The sequence below is a fragment of the Chryseobacterium vaccae genome (genome assembly GCF_009602705.1).
Classification (GTDB): domain Bacteria; phylum Bacteroidota; class Bacteroidia; order Flavobacteriales; family Weeksellaceae; genus Chryseobacterium; species Chryseobacterium vaccae.
Genome location: NZ_VSWH01000001.1, coordinates 4,083,221 through 4,106,048 on the forward strand (window position 1 = coordinate 4,083,221; position 22,828 = coordinate 4,106,048).

The window sequence follows — 22,828 nt, forward strand, 5'->3', positions numbered from 1 at the left end:
TCCGCGGCATTTCTAGCGTCTTTCCAGTGCATGTTGCGGGGTAACCGCTGCTATCGGGGCTAGTGAGGTGTACCTTTTATGATGATTATTCATGAAAGAATTCTTTCTCCCAATTATTTAATGATACTCATTCCAATCCCTCTTTCGGATTCTTCCATTAAAAAACGCCCATTGTCCCCAATATATCTCTATTATATATAGACTCTGGGGAAGAGGCTCGCCAATCTCCTCTTAATAAATCGTGTGTACATGTCTTCCCTATTCACTAGGAACGGGTTTTAACCTCTTCCCCTAAAAACAATCCCTCCAATGCGTCTTTAGCCAAACCCTATTATAGCATTTTTGAAATCCCTCGTATTAATAAGCCTATCTATTATATATAAAGCAGCATTTCCGTCGTCTAACTATGCCCAAGAGCCTCTTTCCAAAGCATCGTAAAAACAAATCCGCCATTGTTAATAACTCTGTATATCTCCTAACACGCATGAAACAAGCATTTTAAAAGGTATACTTATCCACAATATAAATATTATATGAATTTTATGTTAAGTAAGTTTGTTTTATGACGGTATAAGTTGTTATCTTTGCCGCACTGAAAACGAGAGATTATCAGTAAGCGCAGAAGAATAAAAAACACTCTAAGTATTCATTTAAGGAGACCGAAAAAACTTTATAAAATAAGTTTTGTGGAATTAAAAAAAATGTTTACCTTTGCAGTCCGGTTTGCCGGGAAGCGCAGGAGTTAAGGATTGAGTTTTAGAGAGGGGTTAAGGTTACTAAAAAAACTTTAAAATTTTCTTTCAAAACATTTGGTCATTAAGAAATAAGTTATTACTTTTGCAACCGCAAATAAGGAACAGAACGACAGAGAGAGTTCTTTATGAAAGCGGAAAGATATAAAGATCATTGACATACAATATAACAACCAAGTAAGGAAAAACTAAAGCGTTAAGAAACTTTGAGTGAGCTCGGGACAAACATACAATGGAGAGTTTGATCCTGGCTCAGGATGAACGCTAGCGGGAGGCCTAACACATGCAAGCCGAGCGGTATTTGTCTTTCGGGACAGAGAGAGCGGCGTACGGGTGCGGAACACGTGTGCAACCTGCCTTTATCTGGGGGATAGCCTTTCGAAAGGAAGATTAATACCCCATAATATATTGACTGGCATCAGTTGATATTGAAAACTCCGGTGGATAGAGATGGGCACGCGCAAGATTAGATAGTTGGTGAGGTAACGGCTCACCAAGTCTACGATCTTTAGGGGGCCTGAGAGGGTGATCCCCCACACTGGTACTGAGACACGGACCAGACTCCTACGGGAGGCAGCAGTGAGGAATATTGGACAATGGGTGCAAGCCTGATCCAGCCATCCCGCGTGAAGGATGACGGCCCTATGGGTTGTAAACTTCTTTTGTATAGGGATAAACCTAGATACGTGTATCTAGCTGAAGGTACTATACGAATAAGCACCGGCTAACTCCGTGCCAGCAGCCGCGGTAATACGGAGGGTGCAAGCGTTATCCGGATTTATTGGGTTTAAAGGGTCCGTAGGCTGATGTGTAAGTCAGTGGTGAAATCTCACAGCTTAACTGTGAAACTGCCATTGATACTGCATGTCTTGAGTGTTGTTGAAGTAGCTGGAATAAGTAGTGTAGCGGTGAAATGCATAGATATTACTTAGAACACCAATTGCGAAGGCAGGTTACTAAGCAACAACTGACGCTGATGGACGAAAGCGTGGGGAGCGAACAGGATTAGATACCCTGGTAGTCCACGCCGTAAACGATGCTAACTCGTTTTTGGATTTTCGGATTCAGAGACTAAGCGAAAGTGATAAGTTAGCCACCTGGGGAGTACGTTCGCAAGAATGAAACTCAAAGGAATTGACGGGGGCCCGCACAAGCGGTGGATTATGTGGTTTAATTCGATGATACGCGAGGAACCTTACCAAGGCTTAAATGGGAAATGACAGGTTTAGAAATAGACTTTTCTTCGGACATTTTTCAAGGTGCTGCATGGTTGTCGTCAGCTCGTGCCGTGAGGTGTTAGGTTAAGTCCTGCAACGAGCGCAACCCCTGTCACTAGTTGCCATCATTAAGTTGGGGACTCTAGTGAGACTGCCTACGCAAGTAGAGAGGAAGGTGGGGATGACGTCAAATCATCACGGCCCTTACGCCTTGGGCCACACACGTAATACAATGGCCGGTACAGAGGGCAGCTACACAGCGATGTGATGCAAATCTCGAAAGCCGGTCTCAGTTCGGATTGGAGTCTGCAACTCGACTCTATGAAGCTGGAATCGCTAGTAATCGCGCATCAGCCATGGCGCGGTGAATACGTTCCCGGGCCTTGTACACACCGCCCGTCAAGCCATGGAAGTCTGGGGTACCTGAAGTCGGTGACCGTAACAGGAGCTGCCTAGGGTAAAACAGGTAACTAGGGCTAAGTCGTAACAAGGTAGCCGTACCGGAAGGTGCGGCTGGAACATCTCATTTTAGAGCGTTGAAGAACGTTAAACAAAATTAAGTATCGTAAGATACACACGAACTTACTTAAAGTTCAGCTTTAGTTTTTTATTTGGTTGATATATAAAACAATACAACACCCACTAGAAATTAGTAAAAGGGATTGAGACGAGAGGAAAGATAAAAGAAAAAGCTAAGTCTGGTATCTATTATCTGAAATCTGTTAGTCTAACAGACAGTCTCGTAGCTCAGCTGGTTAGAGCGCTACACTGATAATGTAGAGGTCGGCAGTTCGAGCCTGCCCGAGACTACTAATTAAAGCGGTAAGCAATAAGCATTAAGCTGGAGGCATTAAGCCTTGGTTTTATAGCGTAAAGCCTACAGCACCTAGAGGGGGAATTAGCTCAGCTGGCTAGAGCGCCTGCCTTGCACGCAGGAGGTCAAGGGTTCGACTCCCTTATTCTCCACATAGTGGATGTTTTAATCTTAAAAAAGCAAATAGAGCCAAAAACAATATTTGCGGGTTAAAGCAGAAATAGCATTAAAGATCATTGACATTAACGGTAAAGACATCACAAAGAGAAAACCGAGCGCATAAAAGCGCTTGAGTAACCTAAAAATAGGAAAGAAATCGTTAAGGGCGTATGGCGGATGCCTAGGCTTTCAGAGGCGAAGAAGGACGTGGTAAGCTGCGAAAAGCTGCGGGGATCGGCACACACGAATAGATCCGCAGATGTCCGAATGGGGCAACCCGGCATGTTGAAGACATGTCATCCCTTAGGGGAAGCAAACCCGGAGAACTGAAACATCTAAGTACCCGGAGGAAAAGAAATCGAAGAGATTCCGTAAGTAGTGGCGAGCGAAAGCGGATTAGCCCAAAAGCTGATATATGTTTAATAGAATGTTCTGGAAAGAACAGCCGTAGAGGGTGATAGCCCCGTATATGAAAGGCATATTTGAGTGATAAATGAGTAGGGCGGGACACGTGAAATCCTGTCTGAATATGGGGGGACCATCCTCCAAGGCTAAATACTCCTGAAAGACCGATAGTGAACAAGTACTGTGAAGGAAAGGTGAAAAGCACTTCGAATAGAAGGGTGAAATAGAACCTGAAACCGTACGCCTACAAGCGGTCGGAGCAGCATTAAGCTGTGACGGCGTGCCTTTTGCATAATGAGCCTACGAGTTAATTTTACTAGCGAGGTTAAGGTATTAAGTACCGGAGCCGGAGCGAAAGCGAGTCTGAATAGGGCGGTTAGTTAGTAGGATTAGACGCGAAACCTTGTGATCTACCCATGGGCAGGTTGAAGCTCTGGTAACACAGAGTGGAGGACCGAACCGGTTGACGTTGAAAAGTCTTCGGATGACCTGTGGGTAGGGGTGAAAGGCCAATCAAACTGGGAGATAGCTCGTACTCTCCGAAATGCATTTAGGTGCAGCGTCGATGTTAAGTTTATTAGAGGTAGAGCTACTGATTGGATGCGGGGGTTTCACCACCTACCAATTCCTGACAAACTCCGAATGCTAATAAATGTTCGTCGGCAGTGAGGGCATGGGTGCTAAGGTCCATGTCCGAGAGGGAAAGAACCCAGACCAACAGCTAAGGTCCCCAAATATATGTTAAGTTGAAGCAACGCGGTTGGACTGCATTGACAGCTAGGATGTTGGCTTGGAAGCAGCCATTCATTTAAAGAGTGCGTAACAGCTCACTAGTCGAGCGGTCCGGCATGGATAATAATCGGGCATAAACATATTACCGAAGCTATGGATTTATACCTTAGGGGTATATCTGGTAGGAGAGCATTCTATTTGCGCCGAAGCAGTACTGTGAGGTATTGTGGAGCGGATAGAAAAGAAAATGTAGGCATAAGTAACGATAAAGGGGGCGAGAAACCCCCTCACCGAAAGACTAAGGTTTCCTCAGCCATGCTAATCAGCTGAGGGTTAGTCGGGACCTAACGCGAACCCGAAAGGGGTAGTGGATGGACAATGGGTTAATATTCCCATACTTGCTCAAGAATAAAGGGGACGGTTGGATGTAGCTGCTGGAGACTGACGGAATAGTCAAGGCCTAGCCTTCGGGCGAAGCTGCTGTAGTGTAATCTGATCCAAGAAAAGCCGAATTGAAGCAACCCGTACCAAAACCGACACAGGTAGTCGAGGAGAGAATCCTAAGGTGCTCGAGTGAGTCGTGGCTAAGGAACTAGGCAAAATAGTCTCGTAACTTCGGAAGAAGAGACGCCATCAGCAATGGTGGCCGCAGTGAAGAGGCCCAGGCGACTGTTTATCAAAAACACAGGACTCTGCTAAATCGAAAGATGCTGTATAGGGTCTGACACCTGCCCGGTGCTGGAAGGTTAAGGAAGGTGCTTAGGGTTAAACCGAAGGCATTAACTGAAGCCCCAGTAAACGGCGGCCGTAACTATAACGGTCCTAAGGTAGCGAAATTCCTTGTCGGGTAAGTTCCGACCTGCACGAATGGTGTAACGATCTGGGCACTGTCTCAGCCACGAGCTCGGTGAAATTGTAGTATCGGTGAAGATGCCGATTACCCGCAATGGGACGAAAAGACCCTGTGAACCTTTACTATAACTTCGTATTGACTTTGAGTAAGTAATGTGTAGGATAGGTGGGAGGCTTTGAAGCCGGCACGCTAGTGTTGGTGGAGCCAACGTTGAAATACCACCCTTTACTTACTTGGAGCCTAACTTCTGAATTGAAGGACATTGCGTGGTGGGTAGTTTGACTGGGGTGGTCGCCTCCAAAAGAGTAACGGAGGCTTTCAAAGGTACCCTCAGCACGCTTGGTAACCGTGCGTAGAGTGTAATGGCATAAGGGTGCTTGACTGTGAGACCAACAAGTCGATCAGGTGCGAAAGCAGGACATAGTGATCCGGTGGTTCCGTATGGAAGGGCCATCGCTCATAGGATAAAAGGTACTCCGGGGATAACAGGCTAGTCTCCCCCAAGAGCTCACATCGACGGGGAGGTTCGGCACCTCGATGTCGGCTCGTCACATCCTGGGGCTGGAGAAGGTCCCAAGGGTTGGGCTGTTCGCCCATTAAAGTGGCACGCGAGCTGGGTTCAGAACGTCGTGAGACAGTTCGGTCTCTATCTATTGCGGGCGTTAGATGTTTGAGAGGGCTTGATTCTAGTACGAGAGGACCGAATTGAACAAACCTCTGGTGTATCAGTTGTACCGCCAGGTGCACCGCTGAGTAGCTACGTTTGGAAGAGATAAGCACTGAAAGCATATAAGTGCGAAACTCGCCTCAAGATGAGACATCTTTTAAGGGTCGTGGGAGATGACCACGTTGATAGGCTATAGGTGTAAAGGCAGTAATGTCATAGCCGAGTAGTACTAATTACCCGTAGATTTATAGCCTATAGGTTGCTATAACAAATATAATTTAAATTATACAAGCCTTTTATGCGCAGTTAAGGTTTTGTCTTTGTGAAAGTTTTTATCGATAAAAAAGCAGTATGCTTTACGCTGTAAGCTTGAAGCTTATAGCCTACTGCCTACAGCTATATACCTTCTTTAGGGTGGTTTTAGCGGTGGGGCTCACCTGTTCCCATTCCGAACACAGAAGTTAAGCCCACCAGCGCCGATGGTACTGCGACAAGCGGGAGAGTAGGCCGCCGCCAGTTTTTATATTATTAGAAAGTCTCATACAGTTTTGTATGAGACTTTTTTTTGTTGTATACTGCACCCATTATTTTTGAGCTATAAGCTATAAGCTATAAGCTATAAGCTATAAGCTATAAGCTATAAGCAGTACGCTGGTAAGCTCCGTAGGAGCGCCCTGTTAATAGCATAGATTCATATTATGTTTTGGATTTGCTAGTCCTGTAAGGGCGGCCTGTAGCTATAATATCTGATTAATCAAAATAAAGAATACAAAATCCCGTACAAAATAATGTACGGGATTTTTTTGTCTTAAACTTTTAGAAACATTTAATTGATAAACAATATATTCAATAGAAGCGGGCTAAAGCCTGCTTACAGCAAAGCAGAACAGAAAAGCTTTAGCCAAAATCTAGATTCCAATATTTTTAACAATATTTTTTAATATCTGTAAAATAAAGATCTGCTCAATCCGCCTGATTAGCGAGAATTATTAAACATGAAGTTCCGTGCTGCCTGTGGGATTTGTTTGAAAATAATCTTTCCAGTTCTTAAATATTGTTTTCTATAATAATACTTCCTTTTATATCCAGTCCGTTTTCCACATGTTTCCTCTAATATTTTCCTTACACTAAACCTAGCTTATCCTCCAGACTTTGAAGTTTTTTTTCCTGGCTTTATTCCTGGTCTCCATCTTGTTTTCCAGTATTTTGAGGATCTCTCCACAACTATTAACTAATAATCTGTTATTGTGGATAAGTCTACTATTCCATTAACGTATTCAAAAATAGAATCTTATGACAATACTTATCCACAATATAAATATTATATGAATTTTATGTTAAGTAAGTTTGTTTTATGACGGTATAAGTTGTTATCTTTGCCGCACTGAAAACGAGAGATTATCAGTAAGCGCAGAAGAATAAAAAACACTCTAAGTATTCATTTAAGGAGACCGAAAAAACTTTATAAAATAAGTTTTGTGGAATTAAAAAAAATGTTTACCTTTGCAGTCCGGTTTGCCGGGAAGCGCAGGAGTTAAGGATTGAGTTTTAGAGAGGGGTTAAGGTTACTAAAAAAACTTTAAAATTTTCTTTCAAAATATTTGGTCATTAAGAAATAAGTTATTACTTTTGCAACCGCAAATAAGGAACAGAACGACAGAGAGAGTTCTTTATGAAAGCGGAAAGATATAAAGATCATTGACATACAATATAACAACCAAGTAAGGAAAAACTAAAGCGTTAAGAAACTTTGAGTGAGCTCGGGACAAACATACAATGGAGAGTTTGATCCTGGCTCAGGATGAACGCTAGCGGGAGGCCTAACACATGCAAGCCGAGCGGTATTTGTCTTTCGGGACAGAGAGAGCGGCGTACGGGTGCGGAACACGTGTGCAACCTGCCTTTATCTGGGGGATAGCCTTTCGAAAGGAAGATTAATACCCCATAATATATTGACTGGCATCAGTTGATATTGAAAACTCCGGTGGATAGAGATGGGCACGCGCAAGATTAGATAGTTGGTGAGGTAACGGCTCACCAAGTCTACGATCTTTAGGGGGCCTGAGAGGGTGATCCCCCACACTGGTACTGAGACACGGACCAGACTCCTACGGGAGGCAGCAGTGAGGAATATTGGACAATGGGTGCAAGCCTGATCCAGCCATCCCGCGTGAAGGATGACGGCCCTATGGGTTGTAAACTTCTTTTGTATAGGGATAAACCTAGATACGTGTATCTAGCTGAAGGTACTATACGAATAAGCACCGGCTAACTCCGTGCCAGCAGCCGCGGTAATACGGAGGGTGCAAGCGTTATCCGGATTTATTGGGTTTAAAGGGTCCGTAGGCTGATGTGTAAGTCAGTGGTGAAATCTCACAGCTTAACTGTGAAACTGCCATTGATACTGCATGTCTTGAGTGTTGTTGAAGTAGCTGGAATAAGTAGTGTAGCGGTGAAATGCATAGATATTACTTAGAACACCAATTGCGAAGGCAGGTTACTAAGCAACAACTGACGCTGATGGACGAAAGCGTGGGGAGCGAACAGGATTAGATACCCTGGTAGTCCACGCCGTAAACGATGCTAACTCGTTTTTGGATTTTCGGATTCAGAGACTAAGCGAAAGTGATAAGTTAGCCACCTGGGGAGTACGTTCGCAAGAATGAAACTCAAAGGAATTGACGGGGGCCCGCACAAGCGGTGGATTATGTGGTTTAATTCGATGATACGCGAGGAACCTTACCAAGGCTTAAATGGGAAATGACAGGTTTAGAAATAGACTTTTCTTCGGACATTTTTCAAGGTGCTGCATGGTTGTCGTCAGCTCGTGCCGTGAGGTGTTAGGTTAAGTCCTGCAACGAGCGCAACCCCTGTCACTAGTTGCCATCATTAAGTTGGGGACTCTAGTGAGACTGCCTACGCAAGTAGAGAGGAAGGTGGGGATGACGTCAAATCATCACGGCCCTTACGCCTTGGGCCACACACGTAATACAATGGCCGGTACAGAGGGCAGCTACACAGCGATGTGATGCAAATCTCGAAAGCCGGTCTCAGTTCGGATTGGAGTCTGCAACTCGACTCTATGAAGCTGGAATCGCTAGTAATCGCGCATCAGCCATGGCGCGGTGAATACGTTCCCGGGCCTTGTACACACCGCCCGTCAAGCCATGGAAGTCTGGGGTACCTGAAGTCGGTGACCGTAACAGGAGCTGCCTAGGGTAAAACAGGTAACTAGGGCTAAGTCGTAACAAGGTAGCCGTACCGGAAGGTGCGGCTGGAACATCTCATTTTAGAGCGTTGAAGAACGTTAAACAAAATTAAGTATCGTAAGATACACACGAACTTACTTAAAGTTCAGCTTTAGTTTTTTATTTGGTTGATATATAAAACAATACAACACCCACTAGAAATTAGTAAAAGGGATTGAGACGAGAGGAAAGATAAAAGAAAAAGCTAAGTCTGGTATCTATTATCTGAAATCTGTTAGTCTAACAGACAGTCTCGTAGCTCAGCTGGTTAGAGCGCTACACTGATAATGTAGAGGTCGGCAGTTCGAGCCTGCCCGAGACTACTAATTAAAGCGGTAAGCAATAAGCATTAAGCTGGAGGCATTAAGCCTTGGTTTTATAGCGTAAAGCCTACAGCACCTAGAGGGGGAATTAGCTCAGCTGGCTAGAGCGCCTGCCTTGCACGCAGGAGGTCAAGGGTTCGACTCCCTTATTCTCCACATAGTGGATGTTTTAATCTTAAAAAAGCAAATAGAGCCAAAAACAATATTTGCGGGTTAAAGCAGAAATAGCATTAAAGATCATTGACATTAACGGTAAAGACATCACAAAGAGAAAACCGAGCGCATAAAAGCGCTTGAGTAACCTAAAAATAGGAAAGAAATCGTTAAGGGCGTATGGCGGATGCCTAGGCTTTCAGAGGCGAAGAAGGACGTGGTAAGCTGCGAAAAGCTGCGGGGATCGGCACACACGAATAGATCCGCAGATGTCCGAATGGGGCAACCCGGCATGTTGAAGACATGTCATCCCTTAGGGGAAGCAAACCCGGAGAACTGAAACATCTAAGTACCCGGAGGAAAAGAAATCGAAGAGATTCCGTAAGTAGTGGCGAGCGAAAGCGGATTAGCCCAAAAGCTGATATATGTTTAATAGAATGTTCTGGAAAGAACAGCCGTAGAGGGTGATAGCCCCGTATATGAAAGGCATATTTGAGTGATAAATGAGTAGGGCGGGACACGTGAAATCCTGTCTGAATATGGGGGGACCATCCTCCAAGGCTAAATACTCCTGAAAGACCGATAGTGAACAAGTACTGTGAAGGAAAGGTGAAAAGCACTTCGAATAGAAGGGTGAAATAGAACCTGAAACCGTACGCCTACAAGCGGTCGGAGCAGCATTAAGCTGTGACGGCGTGCCTTTTGCATAATGAGCCTACGAGTTAATTTTACTAGCGAGGTTAAGGTATTAAGTACCGGAGCCGGAGCGAAAGCGAGTCTGAATAGGGCGGTTAGTTAGTAGGATTAGACGCGAAACCTTGTGATCTACCCATGGGCAGGTTGAAGCTCTGGTAACACAGAGTGGAGGACCGAACCGGTTGACGTTGAAAAGTCTTCGGATGACCTGTGGGTAGGGGTGAAAGGCCAATCAAACTGGGAGATAGCTCGTACTCTCCGAAATGCATTTAGGTGCAGCGTCGATGTTAAGTTTATTAGAGGTAGAGCTACTGATTGGATGCGGGGGTTTCACCACCTACCAATTCCTGACAAACTCCGAATGCTAATAAATGTTCGTCGGCAGTGAGGGCATGGGTGCTAAGGTCCATGTCCGAGAGGGAAAGAACCCAGACCAACAGCTAAGGTCCCCAAATATATGTTAAGTTGAAGCAACGCGGTTGGACTGCATTGACAGCTAGGATGTTGGCTTGGAAGCAGCCATTCATTTAAAGAGTGCGTAACAGCTCACTAGTCGAGCGGTCCGGCATGGATAATAATCGGGCATAAACATATTACCGAAGCTATGGATTTATACCTTAGGGGTATATCTGGTAGGAGAGCATTCTATTTGCGCCGAAGCAGTACTGTGAGGTATTGTGGAGCGGATAGAAAAGAAAATGTAGGCATAAGTAACGATAAAGGGGGCGAGAAACCCCCTCACCGAAAGACTAAGGTTTCCTCAGCCATGCTAATCAGCTGAGGGTTAGTCGGGACCTAACGCGAACCCGAAAGGGGTAGTGGATGGACAATGGGTTAATATTCCCATACTTGCTCAAGAATAAAGGGGACGGTTGGATGTAGCTGCTGGAGACTGACGGAATAGTCAAGGCCTAGCCTTCGGGCGAAGCTGCTGTAGTGTAATCTGATCCAAGAAAAGCCGAATTGAAGCAACCCGTACCAAAACCGACACAGGTAGTCGAGGAGAGAATCCTAAGGTGCTCGAGTGAGTCGTGGCTAAGGAACTAGGCAAAATAGTCTCGTAACTTCGGAAGAAGAGACGCCATCAGCAATGGTGGCCGCAGTGAAGAGGCCCAGGCGACTGTTTATCAAAAACACAGGACTCTGCTAAATCGAAAGATGCTGTATAGGGTCTGACACCTGCCCGGTGCTGGAAGGTTAAGGAAGGTGCTTAGGGTTAAACCGAAGGCATTAACTGAAGCCCCAGTAAACGGCGGCCGTAACTATAACGGTCCTAAGGTAGCGAAATTCCTTGTCGGGTAAGTTCCGACCTGCACGAATGGTGTAACGATCTGGGCACTGTCTCAGCCACGAGCTCGGTGAAATTGTAGTATCGGTGAAGATGCCGATTACCCGCAATGGGACGAAAAGACCCTGTGAACCTTTACTATAACTTCGTATTGACTTTGAGTAAGTAATGTGTAGGATAGGTGGGAGGCTTTGAAGCCGGCACGCTAGTGTTGGTGGAGCCAACGTTGAAATACCACCCTTTACTTACTTGGAGCCTAACTTCTGAATTGAAGGACATTGCGTGGTGGGTAGTTTGACTGGGGTGGTCGCCTCCAAAAGAGTAACGGAGGCTTTCAAAGGTACCCTCAGCACGCTTGGTAACCGTGCGTAGAGTGTAATGGCATAAGGGTGCTTGACTGTGAGACCAACAAGTCGATCAGGTGCGAAAGCAGGACATAGTGATCCGGTGGTTCCGTATGGAAGGGCCATCGCTCATAGGATAAAAGGTACTCCGGGGATAACAGGCTAGTCTCCCCCAAGAGCTCACATCGACGGGGAGGTTCGGCACCTCGATGTCGGCTCGTCACATCCTGGGGCTGGAGAAGGTCCCAAGGGTTGGGCTGTTCGCCCATTAAAGTGGCACGCGAGCTGGGTTCAGAACGTCGTGAGACAGTTCGGTCTCTATCTATTGCGGGCGTTAGATGTTTGAGAGGGCTTGATTCTAGTACGAGAGGACCGAATTGAACAAACCTCTGGTGTATCAGTTGTACCGCCAGGTGCACCGCTGAGTAGCTACGTTTGGAAGAGATAAGCACTGAAAGCATATAAGTGCGAAACTCGCCTCAAGATGAGACATCTTTTAAGGGTCGTGGGAGATGACCACGTTGATAGGCTATAGGTGTAAAGGCAGTAATGTCATAGCCGAGTAGTACTAATTACCCGTAGATTTATAGCCTATAGGTTGCTATAACAAATATAATTTAAATTATACAAGCCTTTTATGCGCAGTTAAGGTTTTGTCTTTGTGAAAGTTTTTATCGATAAAAAAGCAGTATGCTTTACGCTGTAAGCTTGAAGCTTATAGCCTACTGCCTACAGCTATATACCTTCTTTAGGGTGGTTTTAGCGGTGGGGCTCACCTGTTCCCATTCCGAACACAGAAGTTAAGCCCACCAGCGCCGATGGTACTGCGACAAGCGGGAGAGTAGGCCGCCGCCAGTTTTTATATTATTAGAAAGTCTCATACAGTTTTGTATGAGACTTTTTTTGTTGTATACTGCAATAGGGAGAAGGAATTAGGGAATAGGTGATAGTAATAAGCGATACCTGATCAAATCTTTGTATTTCAAAAATAAGCGAAGTGGCTTTATTTATCTTAAAAACAGTAAGCTGTTACCCATCTTTGTCTGCCATTATCTATTGCTGATAAACCCTAGCCCCGATAGCAGCGGTTACCCCGCAACTGGATGGAAAAGAAAGGATTGAGGCAGGGAACAGCTAATGGCGTGAGGAGTATGAGCGGATAGCGGGAAAATGCTCATGAAAAAGTTATTTACGATCACGTCATAAAATCTTGCTCCTACCCAGTGGAAAAGTTGAAACAGATACTTTGTAAACACATTTTTTATATTTAGCAGAATTAAATATACTTCAATACCCTGATCAGAATAAGAACTGGAAATTGTTTTTTTCGTTAAAGTGAATGATATTCTTTGGGCCTTATCAATAGCGCTTTCTTTGAGTGTATTAATATTCGGATAGGTTGTTCGAATATGCTGCTTTCAGTAATATTAAAGGCCTTCTGGCAGGATCAAAAATTTTCAGCTATAAGTCTAAATTTATGATCTGGTTTCCGAAGGGGAAATTGATGACAGCCTTTGCTTCTAATGGATCTCTGACAGTGGATAATTCTTTAATAAAAATGATTTTCTTCGGCTCTACAACAGGTAATTATGTCTTCGAAGCCTCAGAAAGTACTGTAGATTCTATATTCTCCCTGGGCTGTTTTGTAAGGATCTACAAAAAAATATACTGAACTGCTTTAATAATAAATCTTTAAAAACGGTCAGTTTTAATGATGATTCACGCAGTCGAAAGTAAGCACAGAATTAAGCCTCTGATCAGTAAGACTATTTTCATTTAAAATGAAATGTATAGTTTTTCCGTTTTCAGCAGGAAGATCTATAAATGTCTGTGAAATTTTTTCTTTTTTAGGCGATTTTCTTTAAACTGTTTTTCAAACCTTTGAAAATCGAAACGAAAAAGATTACAAGGTAAATGACACTTTTTTTTGATCCAGTGTCAAGAAATAGTTAAAAGCTATTAATAGAACAAAATTTTAATTATATTTCATGATAAAATGGTTTTGCTGTATAATTATCAAAAAAAACAATGACAAAATGAGATTTTTTACATTTTTATCATTGTTTTTTTAGATTTTACTGAAAATATTAATTGCTTTTCTGTTGAAAATGATTTTTTTATACTTGAATGACACCTAGGTTAAATTTCTCCGTAATTGGAGCATGATTTGCTGCTTCAATCCCCATAGAAATCCATTTTCTGGTATCTATTGGATTGATAATAGCATCTGTCCATAACCTCGCTGCTGCATAAGTAGCTTCAGTCTGCTTTTGATATTTCTTTGTAATCGTATCCAGAATCTCCTGATGCTCTTCTTCAGAGATCTCTTTGCCTTGTTTTTTTAGCGTTGATTCCTGTATCTGTGCTAAAACCTTTGCTGCCTGGGCTCCTCCCATTACGGCAAGATCTGCCCAAGGCCATGCAACAATAAGTCGTGGGTCATAAGCTTTGCCGCACATGGCATAATTTCCGGCCCCATAAGAGTTTCCTGTGATTATTGTGAATTTAGGTACTACTGAATTAGAAACAGCATTTACCATTTTCGCTCCGTCTTTGATAATTCCGCCGTGCTCCGACTTCGAACCTACCATAAATCCGGTAACGTCCTGAAGGAATATCAATGGTATTTTTCGTTGATTACAATTGGCTATGAACCGGGTTGCCTTATCTGCAGAATCAGAATAGATAACGCCTCCGAACTGCATTTCGCCTTTACCGCTTTTTACCAGTTTTCTTTGGTTGGCAACGATACCTACAGACCAACCATCCACTCGGGCTGTTGCACAAATAATACTTTTCCCGTAATCTGGTTTGTATTCTTCATATTCAGAATTATCAACAAGACATTTTATGATGTCAAACGTATCATATTGTTCTGCTCTGGAAGAAGGGATGATTCCAAAAATATGATCCGGATTTTCTTTAGGCGGAAAACTTTCTATTCTGTCGAAACCCGCTTTTTCGGTACTTCCAACAGACTTCATAATATTTTTAATCCTGTCTAGGGCGTCTTTATCGTCTTTTGCTTTATAATCGGTTACCCCGGAAATTGAACAATGAGTGGTAGCACCGCCAAGGGTTTCGTTATCGATACTTTCTCCGATGGCTGCTTTTACAAGATAACTTCCTGCTAGGAAAATAGAGCCTGTTTTATCAACAATCATGGCTTCATCACTCATAATAGGCAGATAAGCTCCGCCTGCAACACAACTTCCCATTACTGCAGAGATCTGGATGATTCCCATAGAGCTCATTTTTGCATTATTTCTGAAAATACGTCCAAAGTGCTCTTTATCCGGGAAAATCTCATCCTGCATTGGCAGATAAACTCCTGCGGAATCCACAAGGTAAATAATAGGAAGTTTATTTTCCATAGCAATTTCCTGAGCCCTCAGATTTTTTTTCCCGGTAATAGGAAACCATGCGCCTGCTTTTACAGAAGCATCATTGGCTACAACGAGACACTGTCTGCCGGAAACATATCCCATCACCACTACAACACCACCGCTAGGACATCCTCCGTGCTCTTTATACATTTCATAGCCGGCAAATGCTCCGATTTCTATGGAATCTGAACCTTTATCAAGAAGATACTCAATTCTCTCTCTTGCTGTCATTTTTCCTTCATCACGAAGCTTTTGGAGTCTTTTCTCTCCGCCTCCTTTTTTTATTTCAGCGAGTAATTGATTGATCTCAGATAATTTTAACCTATTTTGATCTTCCCGTTTGTTGAATTCAATGTCCATAAAACTTCAATTTTTTACGTCTAAAGATACTATTTTTATAAGGAATACAAGTTGGAGTAAAACAAGTGTTTAATATATTGGTTCTCAGAAAATTGTGAATTTTTTAACAAAAAAATATTTTTAAATGATTTATATTTTTTCTAACTTTACCTCAGAGTAAAAGGGAAGATATTCCCTGCTAAATACTCTAAGTTCCTAGTTTATTTTTTTAATAGTTTATTATTTGAAGGCCCTGAAAGTTGAACAAATTTTCAGGGTTTTTTTGTTGTATAAAATTGATTAAATGAACTTATTTTTACATTTTATATTTTTTTCTATGACTTAATTTACCTTTTTGCTAATTATTGCGAAAGCTATTTGTAAATTTGCATGTTAAAAATTTATAAGAGGTATAAGATGCATAAATTAGCACTTTTCAGATTGCATTTGATTGTTTTTTTGTGGGGCTTCACTGCAATTCTAGGAAAAATGATTCATGCCAATGCCCAGGTTCTGGTATTTTACCGAATGCTGTTTGCCGCTGTTTTTCTATTTGTCTTCATTAGGTTTTTCAAAAAAGAAAGCATCAGAGTTTCCAAAAAAATATTTTTTCAGCTGGCCGCTATTGGTTTTGCCATGGCTCTGCATTGGTATTGTTTTTTTTATTCTATTAAAATTTCCAATGTCTCCATAGCTTTGAGCTGTCTCTCCTTATCAACACTCTTTGCTTCCGTATTGGAGCCTATTATTTTTAAAAGAAAGATTGATGTGTCTGAAGTAATTATGGGAATCGTGATCGTAGCCTGTATATTACTTATTTTTAAAACAGAGTTTCAGTATAAAGAAGGAATTTTTTATGGAATTCTATGTGCGATCTTTGGAACTATCTTTTCTGTTTTTAACGGAAAAATGTTTGGAAAAACGAGTTCAGATAACATTATATTTTATGAAATATTTTGCGGATGGTTTATTTTAATGTTATTTTATCTGTTCACTGGACAGTTTTTTGAAATGAGTGAAATAAATTACCGTGATTTAGCGTTAATATGCTTGTTAGCAAGTGTTTTTACAGCTTATCCGATGCTTGAATCTGTGAAGCTAATGAAGTATATATCGCCTTTTACACTAATTTTAACAGTTAATTTGGAACCTGTCTACGGAATTATACTAGCTTTTTTTATCTTTGGAGAATCAGAACAGATGAGTCCTGTATTTTATATAGCCTCAGCAGTTATGATTCTGGCTATCATTGCTAATGGGGTCATAAAAAGCTATAAAACAAAAAAACTTTAACTAGCATCAAATTTATATGATGAAAAAATATTTTTTACTTGCATTCTCACTGCTATTTGGGCTGTCTCAATCTCAGATTATCAGAAAATATTCCAATGAATTTTTAAATATCGGTGCTGGTGCGAGAGGGCTGGCGATGGGAGGAGCTGTAATTTCCAACCAGGATGATGTGTATTCTCCTATGTGGAATCCCGCAGGTTTAATGGCCATTGAAAAAGATTGGCAGGGAGCAGCAATGCACGCAGAATATTTTGAATCTATTGCAAAATATGATTACCTGGCTTATGCAAAGGTACTTGAAGAAGGTGTTTTTGGGGTTTCTGTAGTAAGGCTTGGGGTAGATAATATCCTGAATACAACACAGATGATTGATGCTGAAGGGAATATTGATTATGATAAAATTACAAAGTTCTCTCAGTCTGATTATGCAGCAATTCTTTCTTATGCATTTAATCCGGCAGGAAACACTAAACTGGATATCGGGGTGAATGCTAAAATTGTCTATAGAAATGTAGGAAAATTTGCCAGTGGCTATGGTTTTGGTTTTGATATCGGGGCTATTTATAAAGCGGATAACGGATGGAAATTCGGGGGAATGTTGCGAGATGCAACCACTACGGTGAACTTTTGGAGTATCAATCAGGATAAACTTTCAACAGTGGTGAATGGAGAGGAATTTAACCCGGCACCAAAAGATAAAATGGAACTTACCATGCCTAAGCTTAACGTAGGAGCAAGTAAAATGTTCAATATCAACAGCAGTGTATATGTTCTGCCGGAAGCTGGGATTAATGTAGATTTTGCTAAAACGGCAGCTCTTGTTTCTACAGACTTTGCAAGTATTACACCTTATGCCGGAGCAGAATTAGGCTATCAGAAAATGATCTTTGTCCGATTAGGGGTCAACAGATTTCAGTCGATCACAGATATTGAAGATCTTAAAAGAAAAGTATCTTTCCAGCCAAGTGCCGGTATCGGAATCAGATACAGAGGACTTACCCTGGATTATGCTATTACCAATTCAGGAATAGGAGGATCTAATTTCTACTCTAATTTCTTCTCGTTGAAATTGGATATGGGAGAATTCAGAAATGATTAACTTTGAAGTACAATTAAAGAATTAATGAAAAAAATATCACTACTGGTATCCGTTTTTTTGGTAACTGCTGTTTTCGGGCAGAAGGTTTCCGATTATAAATATATTTCAATTCCGGGTAAATTTAAAGATTTTGAAAAAGAGTCTTATGGCTTAGACACCGCTTTAATTAATGCTCTGAAAGGTAAAAAATATGTTGTCATCCAAGGAGATAAAGAACAGTGGCCATCAGAAATTAAGGGGAAATCCTGCAATGCAGTTATCGCCAATCTTATTAATGATAGTAATTTTCTCAGAAACAGAGTAAAGCTGGAATTTAAAGATTGTAATGATAAGATTATATTTACCTCTAAAGGAAGCTCAAATATAAAAGAATTTGAAGAGGGATTTCACGATGCTTTGAAACAGGCACTCATCAATATTCCCGCTTCAATGCCTACAGACAACAAACCTGAACCTAAAAATACAGGTGAAGTAAAAGAAAGTACAGCGATTACTGAAAATAAAGTTAAAAAATATGTCAATGGTAAAATGAGTCTTCAGAAGATACAAATTGATACTAATCAGTTTATTCTGGTAGATGCTGCAGGTACCGCACCATACGCGACTTTTGGACTTACCTCTAAAAAAGATGTCTTCAGAGTAAAGCTGGCAGATGGGAAGTTTACAATCGGATATCTGGAAAATGGAGATCTGGTGATTGACATTCCTCAGGCTGACGGTTCATATTCTAAAGAGATTTTTTCAGAAAAATAATAAATAAAGTTCTGATACATAAAAAATAAAAGGTTTCCTCAAGTAGGAAACCTTATTTTTTATCATTTTATTGATTAAGAAAAGAAGCTAGTTTGATAAGGCTTTCTTCTTTGTTAAATTTGATTTTATTAATGTCAAAAAATTTGTCAAGTTCATTAGCTTTATCTGGATATAATTCAAGAACATCTTTTTTGTTTTTAACAGCTTTATAAATGTTTTTATCTGTTTTGATATAGTACACAGGATCATTTTTGACAAAACTTGACTTGTCATCCTTTTCCACAAAAGAAGCTGGTTTCTTGGTTGTTTGCGAAGGCTTTTGAATTTTTGAAGATACTTTCTTTAGCAATAGATTTTTTCCTTCAGCTAATAAGATGAAATATTCTGGTGTATGATCAACCGTTTCAAGAACGATGGTCTGCTTTGGGTCTGAAAATTGAATTTTAGAGTAGGGCAGCCCTTTTTGCAGAATATATACCATTCCATCTTTTTTAAACTCAATTTCATCAGCATAAGTATTATAACGCATAGGTAATGTTTCATTACAGCACGTTGCTTTAGCAAGCTTAAAATCAGAATTTAAATAAGGTGAACCATTGATTTCAGAATATTTTAAAAATTCTTCCTTTGTTGACGTTGTAGTCATTTGATATGAAGTTTCCTGTGAATAAACACTTATTGAGGAAAGGGCACACAGCAGAACTATTGTAAGATTTTTCATGAAAATTATTTGCATAAAAGTAATAAAATCTTACAACTAAAATAGCCCTATTTTACAAAAAAATAGGGTTTAGTAAATTGTCCTTGTCTTTAAGCTTTGTAATTAAGAATTTTAATTAACCTTTATTAATAAAATTAACAACTTTAATCAAGTCCTCTTCCTTGCTAAACTTAATTTTATTTGAGCTAATAAATGCTGTTAATTCAGCTGATTTTTCAGGATAAAGATCAAGAATATCACTTTTACTTTTGATCAGCTGATATACATCCTTGTCTGTTTTGATGAAATACTTTGGAAGATTTTCTTTGAATACAGTAGATGTTGTAGGCTTTTTTTCAAAGATGACTTTTTTTCCGGCAACCGTTTCAATTTTTTTTGAAACTTTCTTCAATAGAGAATTCTTACCATCAGCGAGCTCAATAAAATATTCCGGCTTATCATCAAAGGTGCCGAGAACAAGAGTAAACTTGGAATCTAAGAATTCAATTTTTGAGTAAGGCTGTCCTTTTTCAAGAATATATACAGTTCCGTCTTTCTGATATTCAATTTGATCAGCATATTCGTCATATCTCATCAGGGTTTTTTCACTACAGCAGGTTGCTTTTGCTATTGAAAATTCCTGATTGTAGTATGGAGTTCCATTAACTTCCGAATAATTTAAAAATTCGTCAGCACTGGCTGTTTTCGTAAACTGAAGTGAAGTCTCTTTATTTCTGGTGAAGTTTAATATAGCCTGAGCCTGCATAGCACCAGCTGTCACTAATAAAAAAAGAACGGTATATTTTCTCATATTGATAGGTTTTAGTTTTTACAAATGTAATAAAATGTTTTAATTCTTATCAGTTAGAATTAAAAAATTCCCAAATCATTTTTGCTTTGCTTTTCCCCAGAATTTCTTCCAGAGTTTCCAGGTTTGATTCTTTGATTCTTTTTACTGATTTCAGTTTAGAAAGCAGCAGCTCAATGGTTTTCTCACCCACGCCAGGAATTTCTTCCAGCTCAGATTTTATAGTGGAATTTTTTCTTCGTGTTCTATGGTGCTTTACTCCGAAACGGTGGGCTTCATCACGAACCCTCTGCAAAATCTTCAACGTTTCAGATTTTTTATCCAGATACAAAGGAATAGAATCTTCAGGAAAGAAAATCTCTTCAAGTCTTTTCGCAATCCCAACAATGGTAATTTTTCCGTAAAGTCCTAACAGCCTTAAACTTTTCACTGCAGACGAAAGCTGGCCTTTCCCACCGTCGATAAGGATAAGCTGGGGAAGACTTTCACCTTCATCCAGCATTCTTTTGTAACGGCGGTAGATTACTTCTTCCATGGTAGCAAAATCATTAGGCCCTTCTACCGTTTTAGGATGGAAGATCCTGTAATCTGCTTTGCTTGGCCTGCCGTCTTTAAAAACCACACAGGCTGAAACAGGATTGGTTCCCTGGATATTAGAGTTATCAAATCCTTCAATATGTCTCGGCTCTACAGGCATTCTCAAAAGTTTCTGCATTTCAGCCATAATCCTGTTCGTATGCCTTTCCGGATCTACAATTTGTACCTGTTTTAATTTTTCCAGACGGTATTCTTTGGCATTTTTTTCCGAAAGCTCTACAATTCTTTTTTTATCGCCAACTTTAGGAACAATAAGTTTTACATTCGGAATTTCTACAGACAGGTGAAAGGGAAGTAGAACCTCTTTAGAGTCAGAACCAAATTTCTGGCGGATTTCAATCAGGGCTTCCTCCATAATATCCTCATCCGTTTCCTCAAGAATTTTTTTGATTTCTGTTGTAAAACTCTGGATGATATTTCCGTTTCTTATCTTAAAGAAATTCACATAAGCCGCCGTTTCATCGCTCGTCATTCCGAAAACATCCACATCATCAATATTCGGATTTACAACGGTGTTTTTCGCCTGATAATCTTCAAGGATATCCAGTCTTTCCTTAATGATCTGTGCTTCTTCGAACTTCAGATCAGTGGCCAGTTTCATCATCTGGTTGACCAGATACTCCTTTGCTTTCCGGAAATCCCCTTTGATAATATCGCGGATTGCATCAATCTTTTCATCATATTCCTCTTTGCTTTCAAGATCTTCACAAGGGCCTTCACAGTTTTTGATATGATATTCCAGGCAGACTTTATATTTTCCCTCAGCAATTTTGCCGGGAGAAAGATTCAGGTTACAGGTTCTGAGCTTATAGATATGTTTAATAGTATCCAGTAAAATCTTTGCTGGACGTACCTTAGCATAAGGTCCGAAATATTCCGAACCATCTTTGATGATATTTCTGGTCAGAAAAATTCTTGGAAAATCTTCATTCTTGATACAGATCCAGGGATACGTTTTATCATCCTTCAACATGACATTATAAAAAGGACGGTGTTCCTTGATCAGATTATTTTCCAATAAAAGAGCATCGTATTCACTGTTGACAATCGTGGTCTCCAGACGGACGATCTTTCCCACCATGATTTTGATGCGGTAGCCGGACAAATTCTTGTTGAAGTAGGAGAGAACCCTCTTCTTCAGGTTTTTGGCCTTTCCTACATACAGCAGCTGATCATTCTTGTCGTAATAACGATAAACGCCGGGTTCTGAAGGTAAAGTTTTGAGCTGTAATTCTAAAGAAGGATTCATATAACAAAAATACGGAATCATTCCCGGATTTAAAAGCACAAAAAAACTGCAGGGTATTTCTGCAGTTTTAATCATTAATTTTAAATTTTATCCGTTGCTCATATCTGTATATTCACTAATCAGAAAACTGAAATAATCCCATTCAACAGATTTTTTCGGATACTTTTTAATGAACTCGGCATTATCTCCGAAAAGGAAGTCGTAATTGTCTTCAAAATCATCTTTGTGAAGCCACAACACTTTGTCTCCCTTTTTTACATAATAAGACTTGATAACTCCGCCGCCAAGCTGGGGAGAACCCATCACAGAAAAGCCTGCCGTTTCTTTAGCTCTGGGATCATGATACACCGAAATGATATCACTGAATTCAGGATTGATCAGCTGCATCAGGAATTCCTTGTCATCTTTTTTATTCTTCAGCGAAACGGTCTGGTTCACAAAATGTATTCTTTCCCCGGTTGTATTCTTAGTCAGCTTTTTAGTGCCGAAATTTCTGATGTTCCCCATGTACTTGGCAACTTTGGCTATTTTTTCAGCATTGCTAGGATAAACATACATTTCGCTGATCTGGTCAGCATTGAAATTAGCACTTTTTTTGGTGATGCTGTCTTTGATGGAAACCTCATAGATCTGTCCTTTTTTGGTTTCAATCCTGCCACAGAATCCTTTATGAGTAGTTCCGTCTTTTAAAATAAGGGTAGATGTTTTCTTGGGTGAAGGAGCATTAAAACCTTCATTAAAAAGGTAAGTCTCCATTTTTTTGATCTCTTCTTTAGAATATTTTACCTTTTGGGCGAAAGCAGTCGTACTCGCCAGACATAAGGCCAACAGTAGAGTTTTAAATTTCATGGGTTATTATTTTTATTCGGCGGTAAAAATAGCAAATAAAACGATTTATCCTTAAGAAAAATATAAGACCTTGAAATTTAGCTTTTACAATTATTGTTAAATGC

8 protein-coding genes, 4 tRNA genes and 6 rRNA genes are annotated in these 22,828 nt (G+C 40.7%); 13 read left to right on the top strand and 5 right to left on the bottom strand.

Features of this window, described 5'->3' with window-relative positions; all coding sequences use genetic code 11:
* Positions 1 to 981: 981 nt before the first annotated feature.
* From FW768_RS18610 to rrf (FW768_RS18655), 10 genes are all read left to right on the top strand, one after another.
* Positions 982 to 2,498, top strand: a 16S ribosomal RNA gene (locus FW768_RS18610).
* Between the two features lie 207 nt (positions 2,499 to 2,705).
* Positions 2,706 to 2,779 (top strand) — tRNA-Ile (locus FW768_RS18615).
* Positions 2,780 to 2,861: 82 nt separating this feature from the next.
* A tRNA-Ala gene (locus FW768_RS18620) sits at positions 2,862 to 2,935 on the top strand.
* Between the two features lie 157 nt (positions 2,936 to 3,092).
* Positions 3,093 to 5,852 (top strand): 23S ribosomal RNA (locus FW768_RS18625).
* Between the two features lie 157 nt (positions 5,853 to 6,009).
* Positions 6,010 to 6,118 (top strand): 5S ribosomal RNA (gene rrf / locus FW768_RS18630).
* Between the two features lie 1,254 nt (positions 6,119 to 7,372).
* Positions 7,373 to 8,889: ribosomal RNA gene (locus FW768_RS18635) — 16S ribosomal RNA — on the top strand.
* A 207-nt stretch (positions 8,890 to 9,096) separates the two neighbouring features.
* A tRNA-Ile gene (locus tag FW768_RS18640) sits at positions 9,097 to 9,170 on the top strand.
* 82 nt (positions 9,171 to 9,252) lie between these two features.
* A tRNA-Ala gene (locus FW768_RS18645) sits at positions 9,253 to 9,326 on the top strand.
* A gap of 157 nt (positions 9,327 to 9,483) precedes the next feature.
* Positions 9,484 to 12,243 (top strand): 23S ribosomal RNA (locus FW768_RS18650).
* Positions 12,244 to 12,400: 157 nt separating this feature from the next.
* Positions 12,401 to 12,509 (top strand): 5S ribosomal RNA (gene rrf, locus FW768_RS18655).
* Together the 16S, 23S and 5S rRNA genes with 4 tRNA genes alongside form the textbook arrangement of a ribosomal RNA operon.
* Positions 12,510 to 13,768: 1,259 nt before the next feature.
* Here the strand turns inward: rrf (FW768_RS18655) and FW768_RS18660 are convergent.
* Positions 13,769 to 15,397 carry an acyl-CoA carboxylase subunit beta gene (locus tag FW768_RS18660; RefSeq protein WP_153397970.1) on the bottom strand — a complete coding sequence of 543 codons (1,629 nt, stop codon included), beginning with the start codon at positions 15,395 to 15,397 and terminating at the stop codon, positions 13,769 to 13,771.
* A gap of 396 nt (positions 15,398 to 15,793) precedes the next feature.
* Here FW768_RS18660 and FW768_RS18665 point away from each other — a divergent pair, with 396 nt between their 5' ends.
* From FW768_RS18665 to FW768_RS18675, 3 genes are read left to right on the top strand one after another with little or no spacing between them, the layout of a single operon-like run.
* On the top strand, positions 15,794 to 16,669 hold the full coding sequence (locus tag FW768_RS18665) for a DMT family transporter (protein WP_153397972.1): 876 nt from the start codon (positions 15,794 to 15,796) through the stop codon (positions 16,667 to 16,669).
* Positions 16,670 to 16,685: 16 nt separating this feature from the next.
* On the top strand, positions 16,686 to 17,768 hold the full coding sequence (locus FW768_RS18670) for a putative type IX sorting system protein PorV2 (RefSeq protein ID WP_153397974.1): 1,083 nt from the start codon (positions 16,686 to 16,688) through the stop codon (positions 17,766 to 17,768).
* A 24-nt stretch (positions 17,769 to 17,792) separates the two neighbouring features.
* Complete coding sequence (locus FW768_RS18675) at positions 17,793 to 18,521, top strand: hypothetical protein (protein WP_153397976.1); 729 nt, start codon at positions 17,793 to 17,795, stop codon at positions 18,519 to 18,521.
* Between the two features lie 67 nt (positions 18,522 to 18,588).
* Here the strand turns inward: FW768_RS18675 and FW768_RS18680 are convergent, their stop codons facing one another.
* The 4 genes from FW768_RS18680 to FW768_RS18695 form a co-directional block, all read right to left on the bottom strand.
* Entirely contained in the window at positions 18,589 to 19,242 is a 654-nt protein-coding gene (locus FW768_RS18680) for a hypothetical protein (protein WP_153397977.1), read from the bottom strand.
* Between the two features lie 115 nt (positions 19,243 to 19,357).
* Positions 19,358 to 20,032: a hypothetical protein gene (locus FW768_RS18685; RefSeq protein ID WP_153397978.1), complete on the bottom strand. Its 675-nt coding sequence runs from the start codon at positions 20,030 to 20,032 to the stop codon at positions 19,358 to 19,360.
* Positions 20,033 to 20,081: 49 nt separating this feature from the next.
* Positions 20,082 to 21,875 (bottom strand): excinuclease ABC subunit UvrC, encoded by a 1,794-nt coding sequence (gene uvrC / locus FW768_RS18690; protein WP_153399981.1) that lies wholly within the window; start codon positions 21,873 to 21,875, stop codon positions 20,082 to 20,084.
* Between the two features lie 87 nt (positions 21,876 to 21,962).
* Positions 21,963 to 22,724, bottom strand: a complete 762-nt coding sequence (locus tag FW768_RS18695) for a hypothetical protein (RefSeq protein ID WP_153397979.1) — start codon at positions 22,722 to 22,724, stop codon at positions 21,963 to 21,965.
* Positions 22,725 to 22,828 lie beyond the last annotated feature (104 nt).